Genomic DNA, 15369 nt, shown 5'->3' on the forward strand with positions numbered 1-15369 from the left:
CAAGTGGTATAAGTTTATTTTAACACTATATGTATGCGGTTTCATTTCAATTTTAGGAGGGGTCGCGTTGATAAAGAAAAAAGGTTTTGCAATGACAATGGTTGTGCTGTTGTTGATGGTTGCTGCACTGGCTGGCTGTAGTGGAGGAAGCTCCAGTAGTGATGGAAGCAAGGAGCTAACGTTCATGTTCCGTGGCGGAACAGATGAGCAGAAGGCATATAAGGAAGTCATTAAGAAATTTGAAGAGGAACATCCTGGAGTAAAGGTTAAAATGGTCGTGACAGCAGCGGATCAATATGCTACAAAGCTCAGAGCTGCGATCACAGGGAATAATCTTCCAGATGTCTTTTATTTTAACCCTGGAGATGTGAAGGCTTATGTAAATAGTGGGGTACTGAAGGACCTCACCCCTTACATTGAGAAGAACAAGGATATAAACCTGGATAACATTTGGAAATACGGTGTGGATTTGTATCGCTATGACGGTAAAATGGCTGGTCAAGGAAATATTTACGGTATGCCAAAGGACGTGGGTCCATTCGCACTCGGCTACAACAAAACGATGTTCGAAAAAGCGGGCGTTCCCTTGCCTGATAAAGACAAACCGTATACATGGGATGAATTCATCAAGGTCAGCGAAGAGTTGACCAAAGATACCAATGGTGACGGCAAGCCAGATCAATACGGTACAGGCTTTAACGTTCAGTGGGCATTGCAAGCCTTTGTATGGAGCAATGGGGCAGATTGGCTGGATGAGAGCAAAACCAAAGTAACGATTGATGATCCGAAATTTGCGGAAGCGCTTCAGTACTTTGCTGATATGCAAAACAAATATAAAATTACACCTGGTATTGAACAATCACAAACACTGGACACCTATCAACGCTGGATGAAGGGCGAAATGGCATTCTTCCCGGTAGGTCCTTGGGATATGAGTACATTTGAAAAACTGCCATTTGAATATGATCTGTTGCCTTTCCCGGCAGGATCGACTGGCAAATCGGCAACATGGATTGGTTCTCTGGGTATCGGTGTCTCTTCTAAAACAAAGTACCCGGATGAATCTGTAGCTCTGGTCAACTATCTGACGACTTCCAAAGAAGGAATGAAGCAGCTCGTAGACGCAAAGGTACAAATTCCGAATCTGCTGGATATGGCGGATGAGTGGGCCAAAGATACGAAAACCAAGCCTGTTAACAAACAAGAATTTATTGATATTGTGAATGACTATGGTCGCTCGTTGCCAGGCAACTATACGTATAATGCCGAATGGTACGATATTTTCTTCACTGATATCCAACCTGTGCTGGACGGCAAGATTACGGCAGCGGATTATGTGAAACAGGAGCAGCCAAAGATGCAGAAACTGCTGGATAAAGCGGTGGAGCAAGAGAAAAAATCACAGAAATAATGCGTAAATAGCGGATAAGGGATGATGTTAGTGGCTGATACCATGCTGCTGACATCATCTTCATTCCAAATTAGAAACAGAGGTGAGCCCTGTGATAACCAAATCTAATCTCTACCGCAAAGAGAAGATATATGGATACTTATTTATTCTTCCTCCTATTCTCGGTCTGCTAATCTTTACGTTGTTCCCGTTTCTCTATTCGTTATACGGCTCTTTTACAGATTGGGACGGATTGGGACAAATGAACTTTATTGGTCTCGACAATTTTAGGGATTTATTTAGCGATGAGCTCTTTTACAAATCGATGTACAATACTTTTTTCTTAATGCTGGGTATTCCAATTGGTCTAGTATTAGCTTTACTGCTAGCACTGGGGTTGAATCGCAAGATTCCAGGCACGACGACATTTCGTGTGATCTACTATATTCCGGTTATTTCTTCGTTGGCTGCCGTTTCTATAATGTGGAACTGGGCATATAACGGAGACTATGGTCTGGTGAACCAATTCCTTGAGCTGTTCGGCATTAAAGGTCCTAACTGGCTGATGGATAAGGATACAGTCAAGCCAGCCTTGATTCTCATGACAGTTTGGAAAGGTCTTGGCTACACCATGTTGCTGTATCTGGCGGCATTGCAAAGTGTATCTCGCTCTTATTATGAAGCGGCAGAGCTTGATGGAGCCAGCGGATTCCAAATGTTCCGCAACATTACATGGCCAATGGTGAAGCCGGTAACCTTTTTCCTGGTCGTAACCAATATCATTGGCGGTTCGCAAATTTTTACCGAAATGAACATTATGACACCAACGGGTGGTCCAGAATACTCCTCCGCTTCAATCGTCTTCTATATTTGGGATAAGGCATTCAAAAACCTGCAAATGGGCTATGCCTCCGCGATGGCTATGATTCTTGGCATCTTCATTTTTATCGTAACTTTGATTCAATTCAAAATGAATGAAAAATCGTCCTTTGATGGGGATTGATTTTCGCGGAAAGGAGTGAGTCTGATTATGTCCCATAGTCAAAGAACGAAAGTTACCAATACTATTATTTTTATTGCCTTAGCCATTGGAGCGATTGTGATGATCGCACCGTTGCTCTGGATGCTGTCCACCTCGGTTAAGGAAAAGCAGGATGTTTTTGCTCTTCCGCCAGTATGGATACCAGAAGTGTTCCAGTTCAGCAAGTACAAGGAGATTTGGGAAGCAGGGCCTTTGCTCAGCGGGATTAAAAACAGTGTGATTGTGGCCGTAAGTGTTACCGTTATTGGTACTTTTACATCCAGTGTGGCCGCTTTTGCATTCGCAAAGCTGAGATTTCCTCATAAAAACAAACTGTTTCTGGCCCTGATCGCATCGATGATGATCCCGTATCCGACGGTTATGATTCCACAGTTTATGATGTTTTCCAAGCTCGGTTGGGTAGACACGCTTCTTCCGCTGATCGTTCCGGGTCTGTTTGGGAATGTGGTCATGATCTTTTTCCTGCGGCAGTATTTACTTAGCATACCTGATGCCATTATCGAAGCTGCCAAAATTGACGGAAGCTCTTATTTCCGACTCTACTCGTCGATTACGTTCCCGCTCATTAAGCCAGCTATCGCCGCGCAGCTTATTTTATGGTTCATGGGGATTTGGAACGATTATCTGGCACCTATTATTTATTTGAATTCACCGGAAACGCAAACATTGCAGCTGGTCATAGCGAACTTTAATGCGACCTATGCCATTCAGACGGATTATCCGCTTATTATGGCAGCTTCCATAGTCGCTTTGTTACCTGTACTGATTATATTCCTGATCTTCCAGAAACAGATTATTGAGTCGGTTGCTATTTCCGGTGTCAAAGGTTAAGTGTAGCCCCTGGAGGGCACGGATGAATGATGTAAGGCAATCACAATATGTAAGGGGTAAAGGAAGGAGGAGAATAACAGTTATGGTGATGCTGCTTATGCTGGGCCTATCCGGCTGTGGGGATAACACTCCGGACCCTGTATATCCACAGGCTCCGCCTCCCGATCACTTGTATGAACTACATACTTATATATAGAGGAGAGAATAACCATGAATCAATCTGTACCCTTTAATAATCCGGTCATTGAGCAACGGGCAGATCCTTGGATTTACAAGCATAGTGACGGATGCTATTACTTTACCGGATCTGTACCAGAGTATGACCGCATTGAGGTTCGACGAGCACGTAATATTCAAGATTTAAGTACAGCAGAGCCTGTCGCCGTGTGGCACAAATATGAAACGGGCCCGTTAAGTGCGAACATTTGGGCACCGGAAATTCATTATATTAACGATAAATGGTACATTTATTTTGCAGCAGCTCGCACCACAGAAACGAAGGAAGGTCTGTTCGACCACCGGATGTTCGTATTGGAAAATGATTCAGCTAACCCACTGGAAGGAGAATGGGTGGAAAAGGGACAGATTAAAACCCGTTGGGAGACGTTCGCTCTCGATGCGACAACCTTCCAGCATCATGGAGTTCTGTATTATGTGTGGGCTCAGAAGGACCCGGATATCGTCGGTAATTCCAATCTGTATATTTCCGAAATGAGCAATCCGTGGACGCTTCGCGGTGAGCAGGTGATGATCTCTACTCCTGAATATGATTGGGAAATCATCGGTTTTAAGGTGAATGAAGGAGCGGCAGTTCTGAAACGGAACGGGCGGATCTTTATCAGTTATTCAGCTAGCGCCACAGACCACAATTATTGCATGGGCCTGTTGACGGCAGATGAGAATGCGGATTTACTTGATCCGAAATCATGGACAAAATCACCTGAGCCGGTATTCTGTACCAATAAGGAAACAGGACAATTTGGGCCAGGTCATAACAGTTTTACGGTTGCTGCTGACGGTAGCGATGTTATCGTATATCATGCACGAAATTACAAGGAGATTACGGGTGACCCGCTGTATGATCCGAATCGTCATACACGTGTTCAGCCGTTCAACTGGAAGGAAGATGGAACACCTGATTTTGGTATTCCAGTACCAGATGGCGTTTCTGTTGATAGATAAGCGAAATCTATTATAGATGGTTGACGTGTTGCACAGCGGCACTGTAGCTTTCTAGAAATCATAGGAAATCATGATTTGGCTGCGTATAACAAGAGCAATAGGATATCTTCTGAGCCTTCAGGCTGGAGGGTATCTTTTTGCTTTTTGGATGTCAAAGCTGGCCGTAATTGTCTTAAATATACACAAGCCAAAGTACATTTGGGGGTTATGTATGCGTTTGAAAGCATGTTAAGCGCTTGATTGATAAAAATGTTTAATATTTTCCACGAGATGGAAGCTGCAAATGTATGGTAAAGTGTAGTATATACAAGGTTTTATCCAAATGTCTTATCCAAAGTCTCCTGTGCATACCGAATCCGAATCACACGAGGTGAGAAAAATGCTGCAATCGTTAAAAGCCATTGCTAACTACAGGAAAGAAAATGATCTGGCCTGGGATACACCGACTTGGCTAAAGCTGCTTGTTTCGGCTGAGGAGCGTATTGTTAATCTGGAACGCATTCGATCCATAGGTGAGTTAAAGGATGCCAATCCTGTACTGGATTATGTGGAGCGCACGTTGCTTATTTTGGACGGACTTCCATTGTCATTCTGGGTTAAAGAGCTACTGGAAGATGTGTTGGTATGGTCTGAGACAGCCAAAGGAGGTACAGTCCGCGAACGGCTACGCTGGCAGCATGAGGGCATTAATTTGTTTGTACATAATATTGGCTCCTCCCAACTATATGTCAGACAGGCTCAAGCCGAGTCCCCTGCATACCCGCGCAACAGCATGACCCGAATTCTGATTGAGACGCATGGATTGATCGGGCAATATATACGGGGAGAAATTCCTTTTGCGGAAAATCGACTGCTGCTCGAAATTACTCGTAAGGGCTGGCTGAGCCCTGAGGAACTGGAGCTTGTTTTACGGGCCCTGAACGAGTGTATTATCGCCGGGGTAGAGCCTGCATTATGGGACCAAGTACGCAGTGAAGTGGAGCAGCTGATCGGCTGGATTGCATGGGATAACGCACCTGTAGTCTGGAGTGTAAAGGAGCGACTGGAGAGATTACGGTCGGTTTCGATTCATGAAGGGGAGCCGTTCGAGCAGGCTTACACAGAACTAGAGCGGGAGTTGAATGTAGAGAAGGTGCTGGCTCCGTTGGAGAATCGGACACTGTGGTATGTGGAATCAGCTTTGCAGGATTTTTCGCTTCAAGAACTGGTAAAGGTATTCTTACTCACGTTGAGGGATGGCACGGGGCAGGAACAGCCTACAACCGTTCGCCATATCAGTTTCGAATCGCTCATGAATACGATGTATTATGACTATCGTGGTGTCAAGAAAATTAACGTATACAAAAAACGAATGATAGAAAAATATTTAAGCGCGTTGTCCTGGCAGGACATTTCAAAAGGAAAACGGAAGCATAATCCTCATTTGAGTGTGATCGTGGAACATAAAGAGGAACTGCCGAGTACTGTGTTTTTTAATTTTGTATTTTCATCTGCGGCTGAGAAACTGATCGACTTTTGTATTGAGGCAGAAAAAACGCCTCTGTATGACAAAGCAGTCCTGCTGCTGTTCGATCTGTTCGGATTACGGCGCGATGCTTATGATCGCTTTCACAATGAGGAGACGTACCTTACAGATATGAACCAGACCGTAGATTACAAAAGGGTCATTTTGGATTACGTGACTGGAACCCGCATACTGGATATTGGACCCGGCGGGGGCGTGCTGCTGGATCTGATCGAACAGGAAAGACCAGATGCGAAGCCACTAGGTCTTGATATTTCTGTGAATGTCATTGAGGCACTTAAACGTAAAAAGCAATTGGAGCGCCATCGTTGGGATGTCATCAAAGGAGATGCGCTCCGGTTGGAGGAATATGTGGAAACAGGGAGCATGGACACGGTCATTTTCTCTTCGATTCTTCACGAGCTCTATTCCTACATCGAACGAGATGGAATTCGGTTCAATCCACAAACGGTGGAGGCTGCTTTGCAGAGCGCCTATCGTGTGCTCGCACCCGGCGGGCGTATCATCATTCGTGACGGTATTATGACCGAACCAGCAGAGCAGCGCAGACGAATTCGATTCTTGGAGCCGGATGGAATGGAATGGCTGATACGGTATGCGCAAGATTTTGCGGGCCGCCACATTGAAATAGAGCGTGTGGGGGAGCATGAGGCTATTTTGCCTGTGAACGATGCGATGGAATTTCTATATACCTATACATGGGGGACGGAAGCCTATGTGCATGAAGTGCAGGAGCAGTTTGGGTATTTTACCCCGTCACAGTATGAAGAGTGTATTCGTAACACACTTGGATCACAAGCGATTATCCGGGTGAGCCGCCACTATTTACAGGAGGGCTATGCCGAGGCGCTGTCCAGCCGTGTTGAGTTCATGGATGAGCAGGGCCAGCGGGTTCCTTTGCCAGACAGCACCTGTCTGATCGTGATTGAGAAGCCGAATAATAGGGCTGGAGTTGCTGAATGATTTTTAATTTGAACAAGAGAGTGCCTTCTGATTTGTGCCAAGCACGATTAGAAGGCATTTTTTAGAAAGCTAGTGGAGGTGTGTTCATGTATGTCCTCGCAGGTGGAAATATCCGGGTATGACAATTGTTGAAATAGAAACAAAATTATATTATATTTTATTGTTAATGCACCAACGGGTGGGAGGACAGGACCATGAACAAAGAAGAACAGGTCATAATGGGTTTCAGGGATTTATATAACAAGATGGTTTGGCTTAATAAGGATAAGATGGAAGACAGTCTTAAGGGTTATAAGTCTTCTGAAGTACATTGCATCGAATACATTGAAAGAAATGTAGATTCCAACGTGACAAAACTTGCGGAGTCCCTTTATATGACTAGCGGTGCCATAAGTAAAATAGCAAAGAAGCTCATAAAAAAAGGTATTATCGAAAGCTACCAGAAGCCGGATAACAAGAAAGAAATCTATTTTAGGCTTACTGAGCAAGGGAAAGTAATCTATAAAATCCATGAGGAGCTGCACAAAGAGTTTCAAGAGCGGGATAAAGCCGTATTTGAGCAGGTAACCGAGGAACAATTTGACAGTATGCTTAGCTTCATGGAAAAGTATAGTAGGCATTTGGATGCAGAAATAAAGAAACAGGGTATAGATATTAAGTCGGAATAAATTTGAATAATGAAAATCAAACCACAGGCAGCCGGGCTCTATTGAGAACGGGCTGCATTTTTTTACTATTATTTTGTTGCCGAGGAAGCAAAAATGTGATATGATTTTTTTTGCTTCCAAGGAAATAAAACCATAGTTTTGAGGGGGGAATTTAATGTTCAAATTTAGATCACACAATGAACAGAACACAGAACAAACCGTAGATAAACACGCTTTAATATTCGGTCTTATCTCTGTGTTTCTTTGCGGAATAGGCTTCAGTATCATAACACCTGTCGTCCCATTCTTAGTGCAGCCTTATACAAGCAATCCGGGAGAACAAGCTGTAGTTGTTACGCTGCTGACCTCTGTTTATGCAGTCTGCGTGTTTTTTGCGGCCCCCGTACTTGGAGCTCTGAGCGACAAATATGGCCGTCGTCCATTGCTCTTAGTATGCCTTTTGGGTTCCGCAATCGGGTACTTGGTTTTTGGCATAGGAGGAGCTCTATGGGTACTATTTGCTGGGCGCATAATAGAAGGTATAACAGGCGGGAGCATAAGCACGATCTTCGCATATTTTGCAGACATCATTCCTCCAGAACAGAGAACCAAATACTTTGGATGGGTGAGTGCGGTTGTAGGTGTAGGCACTGTCATTGGCCCAACTCTAGGCGGATTACTTGCCAAGTTTGGTTATTCTGTACCCATGTATTTTGGAGCAATCATAACTTTATTGAATGTTGTTTATGGATTCTTTTTTATGCCTGAGAGCCTTGACAAGAATAATAGACTGAAAGAGATTACCCTTGTAAGACTGAATCCATTTACACAGCTTGCAAACTTGCTTTCCATGAAAAACTTAAACAGGCTACTTGTCTCAGCGTTCTTGCTTTGGATACCCAACGGATCTTTACAGGCCGTTTTTTCACAATTTACAATGGATACTTTCGGTTGGAAGCCTGCACTAATCGGACTTATGTTTTCAATTATGGGTTTCCAAGACATCATTTCACAAGGATTCATAATGCCAAAGCTTTTGATAAAACTTAATGATAAACAGATAGCAATTCTTGGAATGGTTTCGGAGATTATAGGCTACAGTCTTATTGCGCTATCTACTTTGTTCTCATTCTATCCTCTTTTTATCGCTGGAATGTTTATATTTGGTTTTGGTGATTCGATCTTTGGGCCTTCATTCAATGGGATGCTCTCCAAGTCTGTTGATTCTAGTGAACAAGGAAGGATTCAAGGAGGTAGCCAATCGATTCAGGCTTTAGCAAGAATGATTGGGCCTATCATAGGAGGCCAAATCTATGTATCACTTGGTCATGCCGCACCCGCTTTTATGGGTATGATCCTTATAGCAGCGGCAATACCAGTTTTATATAAGAGAGCGAATATAAATATGTAAACTACCTACTTTCTTTAGGCAATAGGGTTTCAGAACTTAGGGACAAGTTCTGAAACCCTATTTGTTTACAGTCTGAGCCATCCGCATGCGAATGGCTCTTCACAGCATCACCTTGCTAAATTAATTTCACGTATTTGTACTTATACGCCAAAATTAAAATCATCATCTGTCAGCGGCTCTACATTCATCGCCCGCACGTAGCCGTTCCCTTTTTTAGAAAAGAAATCATGCTGCTTGGTGTGGGTGCTGATGCCGTTGAATACAATTGGATTAACTTCTTCTTCTTCAAACAGTGGATCAAAGCCCAAGTTCATCATGGCCTTGTTGGCGTTGTAGCGCAAGAAGACTTTGACATCATCCACCAGCCCGATAGGAGCATAAATTTGCTCGGTGTATTGCTCCTCGTTATTGTGTAAGTAGCGCAGCAAGCCTACCAGCGTCTGGTACAGATCCCGTTGCTCTTCCTCGTCCAGCTCTGCATAAATCTCCTGTGCCAGCACACCCACATAAACACCGTGAATACTTTCGTCCCGTAAAATCAGGTCGATAATTTCTCCGCTGCATGTCATCTTGCCCTGACCCGCCAGATAGAGAGGGTAGAAGAAGCCGCTATAAAATAAATAGCTTTCTAACAGCACTGACGCTGCCATCGCGAGATACAGGTCTTTGGGTGTATGGATATTCATATAATACTGACGAATGGTTTCCGCCTTGGTCTGGAGATGCGGATTTTCCTCTACCCAGCGGAATATATTATCAATCTCTTCCGTAGAAGCCAGGGTTGTAAAAATGCTGCTGTACGATTTCGCATGAATTTGCTCCATCATCGCCATAAAGCTCAGTACAGCTTTGCGTTGCAGCCCGTCTACATGCTCCATAATCTGCGGCATACCTACGCCGCCTTGAATCGTATCCAGCAGCGTTAAGCCGCCGAGCACCTTCATGTAGGCATCTTTTTCAATATCACTGAGGGTGACCCAGCTCATTTTATCGTCGGACAGCGGAATTTCATCATCCGTCCAAAATTGCATAATGTTCTGATTCCAGAACATCAATGTGAAATCATCGTCCGAGCGGTTCCAGTTTACAGCTTGTATACCTGTCATTGTTTAGCATTCTCCCTTCAGCTTCCGAGATTTCCTAGAGTCACAATAAGGTGCTATAGGCGAATCATCGTATGCTTGACATACGGAAGCTGCATCCGCGAGGCCGTGTCCCAACCCATAAAGGGCGGAACATCGAGCTGGATACAGCTTCTAATGAAAAGCATCCATATATATGAGGATTTCTAATGTTAATTTATGAGCATGGTCTTAGATTGAGCAGGTGAGGCACTCTTCTACAGACAGCTTTTTGGTACGTGTGTAGTACAACGATTTGAGTCCTTTGTGAGCAGCATACAGATAGCAACGCGCCAATTGGCGTGTAGTCACGTCACTGTTCACATGAAGCACGGTCGAAATCCCTTGATCCACGTGAGGCTGGATTTCTGCAATCAGGTCAAGCACTTTGAACTGATCCATTTGATAAGCGGATTTATAAAAGAACACATTATCTCTTTGCAAGTAAGGCATTGGATAATAGGTCGTCGAATTCGCATAGGTACGTGTTTCAATTTGTTCCACGATTGGCATCACGCTGGACGTCGCATTTTGAATATATGAAATGCTGGCCGTCGGCGCAATCGCCATACGGTAAGCGTGATACAGGCCGTTCTTCTGCACGTCTGCTTTCAGCTTGCCCCAATCCTCCGGAGAAGGAATATAGATGTCGTTGAACAGCTCTTGTACGCGTGCCGTTGTCGGACGGTAATCGGTATTCAGATAACGGTCAAAATACACCCCAGTCGCGTAATCCGATTCCTCAAAGCCATAAAAGCTTTGTCCGGCCGCTTGCGCGATTTCCATGCTTTTCTCCAAAGAGTGATAGTTCATCGTCATGAAGAAGGTACGGACAAAATCCTTCGCTTCGTTGCTTTCATAAGCAATTTTGTTCTTGGCAAGGTAGCCGTGCAGGTTCATGACACCCAGACCGACAGAATGCATCTCACGGTTTGCCTTGGCAACACCCGGCGCGTTCGCGACTTGGGTCATATCGCTGACCGAGGTCAAGGCAATCATACCCTCGTGAACGGATTCGCGGATTTTCCCATGCTCCATCACATTTACAATGTTGAGAGAAGCCAGATTACAGCTGATATCCCGACGGATTGTATCCTGTTGGCCGTAATCTGTAATTTCAGAGGTTTCCTGTAATTGGAAAATTTCTGTGCACAGGTTTGACATTTTAACCTGGCCCACGTTTTTAAGAGCATGTGCCTGATTCGCGTTACTTTTGTTCATCATGTATGGATAGCCGGATTCCAACTGGATCATGGCAATTTTGGTCAGCATGTCACGCGCGCTCATCGCTACCTTTTTCTTCACCCGGTCGTCAGCGAGCAGTGTATCGTACATTTCATCTAGATCCATATCGTCCAGATGGGTACCGTAGGCCTTGTATACACTGTAAGGAGCGAATACATGCAACGGCTCATTATCCTGAGCCAGCTTATAAAAGCGGTTCGGTACAATCAGTCCGATGGAGAGTGTCTTCAGGCGCACTCTTTCGTCGGCATTGATTTTTTTACTATCCAGGAACTCCAGTACATCCCATCCGAAAATGTTGTAGTATGCTGCACCGGAGCCTTTACGTTGACCCATCTGATCCGCGTAAGAGAAGCCGTCCTCCATCAGCTTCAGCACAGGCATAATTCCTTTAGCCGCGCCTTCTACACCTTTGATCGCCTCGCCGCGTGACCGCAGTTTCGACAGGTTGACCGCGACACCGCCGCCGATTTTGGACAACTGCATGCAAGTGTTCAGCACGTAGTTGATCGAGTTGAGGGAGTCGTCCATTTCGAGCAGGAAGCAGGACACCAGTTCTCCACGACGGCTTTTGCCTGCATTCAGGAAGGTTGGCGTTGCCGGCTGGAGACGCTGCTCCATCATCGAGCGCGACAACAGGCGCGCCGTATCGGCGTTACCGCGTCCCAAATGAAGGGCGACGACTGCCACCCGGTCAGGGTAGTGCTCCAGATAGACCTTACGGTCATTACTCTTCACTGCATAATCCGTATAAAACTTGGATGCTGCCATATAGGAAGGAAATTTAAAATTATAACTATGAGTGATATGGAAAATATCCTTAATTTCGTCAGCCGTATAGCTACTATAGAAATTTTCGTAATAATCATTCTCAATCATGTAGAGCACTTGAGCCGCTGTATCCGCAAACTTCAAGCTCCGTTCATCGACTTCCTTCATAAACTCGTCTACAGCCTCTTGGTCCTTTTCCAATTGAAAAAAGCCGTCTGTATCGCGTTTCATCAACATGTTGTTCAATTCAATATGCCGCAACTCGGCTCACCTCCTGTTTGAAACGCTCTACATCGCCGAACGTTCCGGATAATTCAAATTTACTGATGACAGGCACGTTGTAATGGTCGGAGATCAAATCCGCGCTTTTGGCAAAGCACTCGCCCCAGTTACGGTTGCCACTGGCAGCCACACCCACGAGGTTTTGAGCATTTTTTTGCAAAAAGGAAGATACCCTTTCAGGTATCTGTCCAAACCCCGTTGTATATGTAATGAGTACGTATGGTTCCTCTATAGTCATTTGCTCCTGGATTTGGACCGCCGGAAGCTTGAGCTTCCCGATAAATCTTTTTACATTGCCGGTCTTGGAATCATAAGCAATCAGCATTGTATTCATCCTCCTTGACATTTGGCAAAACGGCATCTGCCCAAGGCTCGAAATCCTGTAAAGATTCGCAAACCCTTGCTGGCTGTGCTTCGCCAAAATTTTAACGCCTATTTATATCGGTACTTCCATATCTGTATTTTCAAGATATATGTGTAAAATACGCGTTATACACTATATTTAGAGTACGATTTCTATTTTATATCTATATATAGGTGAGGTCAATCACTTTTAAAAGGTTGGGCACAAGGATTGGGGGCAAGTCCAAGCGGGGTGCGGGATAAGCAGAATAACTTTTTTTTTCGTGCGAATTTTACAAATGTACTGGAGTTTTGAAGGATGAAGATGTACGATTTGTCAATAGGAGATACTGTGCTAAATCTACCTTTTACTGTAGGGGGAATACGTATGATGGGAAATGGATTTATGGATTCAGGGTCGTTTGATGCCATATTTTTTATCGTTTTTGGAATCATTGCAATTGGATTTATCGCTATCATTGCCAAGGCAATCGGTACGGGGCTTTCGAATCAAGCCGCTGAGTTGGAACAACGTTCATGCAAGGTGGTGGACAAGAGAACGAGGGTTCGCGGGGGTTCAGGCGATTTTTCAGCTTCGACAGATTATTTTGTTACTTTTGAGTTTGATGGGGGCGAGCGCAAGGAGTTGGAGGTGAAGGATAGGGATTTTGGTATGATTGTCATTGGAGATCGTGGGGAGCTTCGTTATAAAGGCACGCGCTTTCTGGAGTTCGTGAGAGTGATGGAAGCATAAGCTGAATTACCTGAGGGCAGGTAACTGCCAGGATACCCATACATAACCGAAGGGAAGATGTACTATGCCGCATATTATTGGGGAACGCATCGTGCTGAGAGAGTATCGTCAGGAGGATATACCGGAAATACGAAAATGGGTCAATGACCCGGATATTACACGCGGTTTGAGCGATGTTTTTACTTATCCTCATTCTCAGACGAATAGCGAAGCCTACGTACAGATGATGATCGACGGTAACTCCGAGATCAAGGGCTTTGTTATTGCGCATAAAGACACGCTGGACTATATCGGACAACTGGATTTATTTAAAATCAACTGGATGAATCGGCATGCCACGCTAGGCATTGTGATTGGACGCGACGATAATCTAGGCAAAGGCTACGGACGTGAAGCGATCCGGCTATTACAGAAATTTGTATTTCATACGCTGAACCTGAATCGGCTGGAGCTGGAGGTCTACGCATACAACGAGCGTGCATATCGCTGCTATCTGGCCTGCGGCTTCAAGGAGGAAGGTCGGCTGCGGCAAAAGCTGTTCAAGGAAGGCCAATATTATGACATCATCCAGATGGGGATTTTGCGAAGTGAGTATGAGGCTGCGGAACAAACGACGGAATCTCGATAATGAAAGCACATAAGTTATTTTATTCCGTCAGCTTTCTTCAATTTTTTATGAGTGAGATTACGGGGACTACGCTCATCTTATTTCTATTAGCGAAAGGCCTTTCCCTACAAAGTGCGAATTTCCTGTTGGTTGTATATTTTGTAAGTATTTTTTTGTTTGAAATTCCTACAGGTGCGATTGCAGATAAGTATGGAAGGAAAATTTCTGTTGTTTTGGGACTTTGTTGTTTTTTAGTCTATAGTGTGCTGTTCGTTTGGACGGATCATATCGTGGTGCTTGTTTTAGCGCAAATCTTTGGTGGTCTGGCTATATGTTTACAATCAGGTTCGTTGGAATCCTGGGTTGTGGAAAATAGTGATAAGCCAATGGAAGTCCTTTTTACAACCTCAAACAGCATACAGTATATTTCGGGATTTATTTGTGGGCTGTTGGGAGCTTTTCTTGCAACCTTCAACTATTCACTTCCTTGGTTGGCCAGCATTTTATCTATTATCCTATGCATTTTTCTGTGCTATTTTTACATGAATGAGGAGAATATAGCCCATAGAAGAATGTCTGGTACTCGTATTAAAACAATTATCGGAGAAAGCATCCGTATCGGGCTGGAAAATAAGTCGATCTGGATTGTGTTTATCATCGGTTTATTTATCAGCTTTTCGAACTCGGCGGGTAATACATTTCAACAGCCACGTCTTGTCGGTCTTTCCGAACAGGGGATTTGGATTATGGGATTTATCAAGGCAGGCTATTCATTATGTATGACTTTGGGCAGCTATCTGGTTCGAAAGTTGGGCAGGCGATACAGTGATGTACATATACTCATGGGTGCTTGCGGAATGATCGCTGTTTGGCTTATTTTAGCCGGGGCTTTCAACACGTTTTATCCTGTACTGCTTACCTTTTTAATCTATGAGATTGGGCGAGGAATGTACCCGGTAGCCAAACAAATTTTCCTGAATAAAAGAATCTCTAATGAATATCGTTCTACATTACTATCCTTGGATTCTGCAATTTCCCAATTAGGCATGTGTATTGGTTTAATCGTGACGGGGATCATCAGTCGTAATTTTACGGATTTGTCTTCGGACCAAACACCCATTCAAATATCTTGGGTGATGTGTGGCGGGATTGCGTTGATTCCAATCTTTTTATTGTTGTACGTCAATCGGATGTCCAACAAAAGTAATTCTTGGAAAGAAGAAAGCAACAAAAAAGAACATTCCATGTAAAAGGGC

Annotated in this window: 13 protein-coding genes; 10 read left to right on the forward strand and 3 right to left on the reverse strand. The window is 44.2% G+C overall.

The annotated features are described in order from the left end of the window. Nucleotides 1-67: 67 nt before the first annotated feature. The 7 genes from L696_RS0121475 (at nucleotide 68) to L696_RS0121510 (ending at nucleotide 8991) form a co-directional block, all read left to right on the forward strand. Complete coding sequence (locus L696_RS0121475; protein WP_025685472.1) at nucleotides 68-1411, forward strand: ABC transporter substrate-binding protein; 1344 nt, start codon at nucleotides 68-70, stop codon at nucleotides 1409-1411. 91 nt (nucleotides 1412-1502) lie between these two features. After that, a complete protein-coding gene (locus L696_RS0121480; protein ID WP_025685473.1) occupies nucleotides 1503-2393 on the forward strand; it encodes a carbohydrate ABC transporter permease in 891 nt (296 codons plus the stop codon). A gap of 27 nt (nucleotides 2394-2420) precedes the next feature. Continuing rightward, nucleotides 2421-3263 carry a carbohydrate ABC transporter permease gene (locus L696_RS0121485; protein ID WP_025685474.1) on the forward strand — a complete coding sequence of 281 codons (843 nt, stop codon included), beginning with the start codon at nucleotides 2421-2423 and terminating at the stop codon, nucleotides 3261-3263. A gap of 210 nt (nucleotides 3264-3473) precedes the next feature. Continuing rightward, nucleotides 3474-4445 (forward strand): glycoside hydrolase family 43 protein, encoded by a 972-nt coding sequence (locus L696_RS0121495; RefSeq protein WP_025685475.1) that lies wholly within the window; start codon nucleotides 3474-3476, stop codon nucleotides 4443-4445. Between the two features lie 379 nt (nucleotides 4446-4824). Then, nucleotides 4825-6933: a class I SAM-dependent methyltransferase gene (locus L696_RS0121500; RefSeq protein WP_025685476.1), complete on the forward strand. Its 2109-nt coding sequence runs from the start codon at nucleotides 4825-4827 to the stop codon at nucleotides 6931-6933. Between the two features lie 194 nt (nucleotides 6934-7127). Next, nucleotides 7128-7601: a MarR family transcriptional regulator gene (locus L696_RS0121505; RefSeq protein ID WP_025685477.1), complete on the forward strand. Its 474-nt coding sequence runs from the start codon at nucleotides 7128-7130 to the stop codon at nucleotides 7599-7601. 154 nt (nucleotides 7602-7755) lie between these two features. Then, nucleotides 7756-8991: an MFS transporter gene (locus L696_RS0121510; protein ID WP_025685478.1), complete on the forward strand. Its 1236-nt coding sequence runs from the start codon at nucleotides 7756-7758 to the stop codon at nucleotides 8989-8991. 140 nt (nucleotides 8992-9131) lie between these two features. Here L696_RS0121510 and nrdF read toward each other — a convergent pair whose 3' ends face one another. The 3 genes from nrdF to nrdI all read right to left on the reverse strand — a co-directional run bounded on the left by nrdF (nucleotide 9132) and on the right by nrdI (nucleotide 12735). Continuing rightward, entirely contained in the window at nucleotides 9132-10097 is a 966-nt protein-coding gene (nrdF, locus tag L696_RS0121515) for a class 1b ribonucleoside-diphosphate reductase subunit beta (RefSeq protein ID WP_025685479.1), read from the reverse strand. A 207-nt stretch (nucleotides 10098-10304) separates the two neighbouring features. After that, the gene (gene nrdE / locus L696_RS0121520; protein WP_025685480.1) at nucleotides 10305-12389 is read right to left on the reverse strand and encodes a class 1b ribonucleoside-diphosphate reductase subunit alpha; all 2085 of its coding nucleotides are present in this window, start codon (nucleotides 12387-12389) and stop codon (nucleotides 10305-10307) included. Continuing rightward, complete coding sequence (gene nrdI / locus L696_RS0121525) at nucleotides 12376-12735, reverse strand: class Ib ribonucleoside-diphosphate reductase assembly flavoprotein NrdI (RefSeq protein WP_025685481.1); 360 nt, start codon at nucleotides 12733-12735, stop codon at nucleotides 12376-12378. Before nrdI ends, nrdE begins: the two co-directional genes overlap by 14 nt. Before the next feature lie 408 nt (nucleotides 12736-13143). Between nrdI and L696_RS0121530 the strand changes: the two genes are divergently transcribed. The 3 genes from L696_RS0121530 to L696_RS0121540 all read left to right on the forward strand — a co-directional run bounded on the left by L696_RS0121530 (nucleotide 13144) and on the right by L696_RS0121540 (nucleotide 15363). Beyond that, the gene (locus tag L696_RS0121530) at nucleotides 13144-13506 is read left to right on the forward strand and encodes a DUF2500 domain-containing protein (protein WP_025685482.1); all 363 of its coding nucleotides are present in this window, start codon (nucleotides 13144-13146) and stop codon (nucleotides 13504-13506) included. Nucleotides 13507-13570: 64 nt separating this feature from the next. After that, complete coding sequence (locus L696_RS0121535; protein ID WP_025685483.1) at nucleotides 13571-14134, forward strand: GNAT family N-acetyltransferase; 564 nt, start codon at nucleotides 13571-13573, stop codon at nucleotides 14132-14134. After that, the gene (locus tag L696_RS0121540; RefSeq protein ID WP_025685484.1) at nucleotides 14134-15363 is read left to right on the forward strand and encodes an MFS transporter; all 1230 of its coding nucleotides are present in this window, start codon (nucleotides 14134-14136) and stop codon (nucleotides 15361-15363) included. The genes L696_RS0121535 and L696_RS0121540 overlap by 1 nt, the downstream gene beginning before the upstream one ends. The last annotated feature ends 6 nt before the right edge of the window (nucleotides 15364-15369 follow it).

It is taken from the genome of Paenibacillus maysiensis, from assembly GCF_000520815.1.
Lineage (GTDB): Bacteria > Bacillota > Bacilli > Paenibacillales > Paenibacillaceae > Paenibacillus > Paenibacillus maysiensis.

What these genes read in the sequence shown, in the direction of transcription:
- L696_RS0121535 (WP_025685483.1), top strand. Translation starts at nt 13,571, where the DNA reads ATGCCGCATATTATTGGGGAACGCATCGTGCTGAGAGAGTATCGTCAG.
- nrdF (WP_025685479.1), bottom strand. Translation starts at nt 10,097, where the DNA reads ATGACAGGTATACAAGCTGTAAACTGGAACCGCTCGGACGATGATTTC.
- L696_RS0121485 (WP_025685474.1), top strand. Translation starts at nt 2,421, where the DNA reads ATGTCCCATAGTCAAAGAACGAAAGTTACCAATACTATTATTTTTATT.
- L696_RS0121500 (WP_025685476.1), top strand. Translation starts at nt 4,825, where the DNA reads ATGCTGCAATCGTTAAAAGCCATTGCTAACTACAGGAAAGAAAATGAT.
- L696_RS0121540 (WP_025685484.1), top strand. Translation starts at nt 14,134, where the DNA reads ATGAAAGCACATAAGTTATTTTATTCCGTCAGCTTTCTTCAATTTTTT.
- L696_RS0121505 (WP_025685477.1), top strand. Translation starts at nt 7,128, where the DNA reads ATGAACAAAGAAGAACAGGTCATAATGGGTTTCAGGGATTTATATAAC.
- L696_RS0121510 (WP_025685478.1), top strand. Translation starts at nt 7,756, where the DNA reads ATGTTCAAATTTAGATCACACAATGAACAGAACACAGAACAAACCGTA.
- nrdI (WP_025685481.1), bottom strand. Translation starts at nt 12,735, where the DNA reads ATGCTGATTGCTTATGATTCCAAGACCGGCAATGTAAAAAGATTTATC.
- L696_RS0121495 (WP_025685475.1), top strand. Translation starts at nt 3,474, where the DNA reads ATGAATCAATCTGTACCCTTTAATAATCCGGTCATTGAGCAACGGGCA.
- L696_RS0121530 (WP_025685482.1), top strand. Translation starts at nt 13,144, where the DNA reads ATGGGAAATGGATTTATGGATTCAGGGTCGTTTGATGCCATATTTTTT.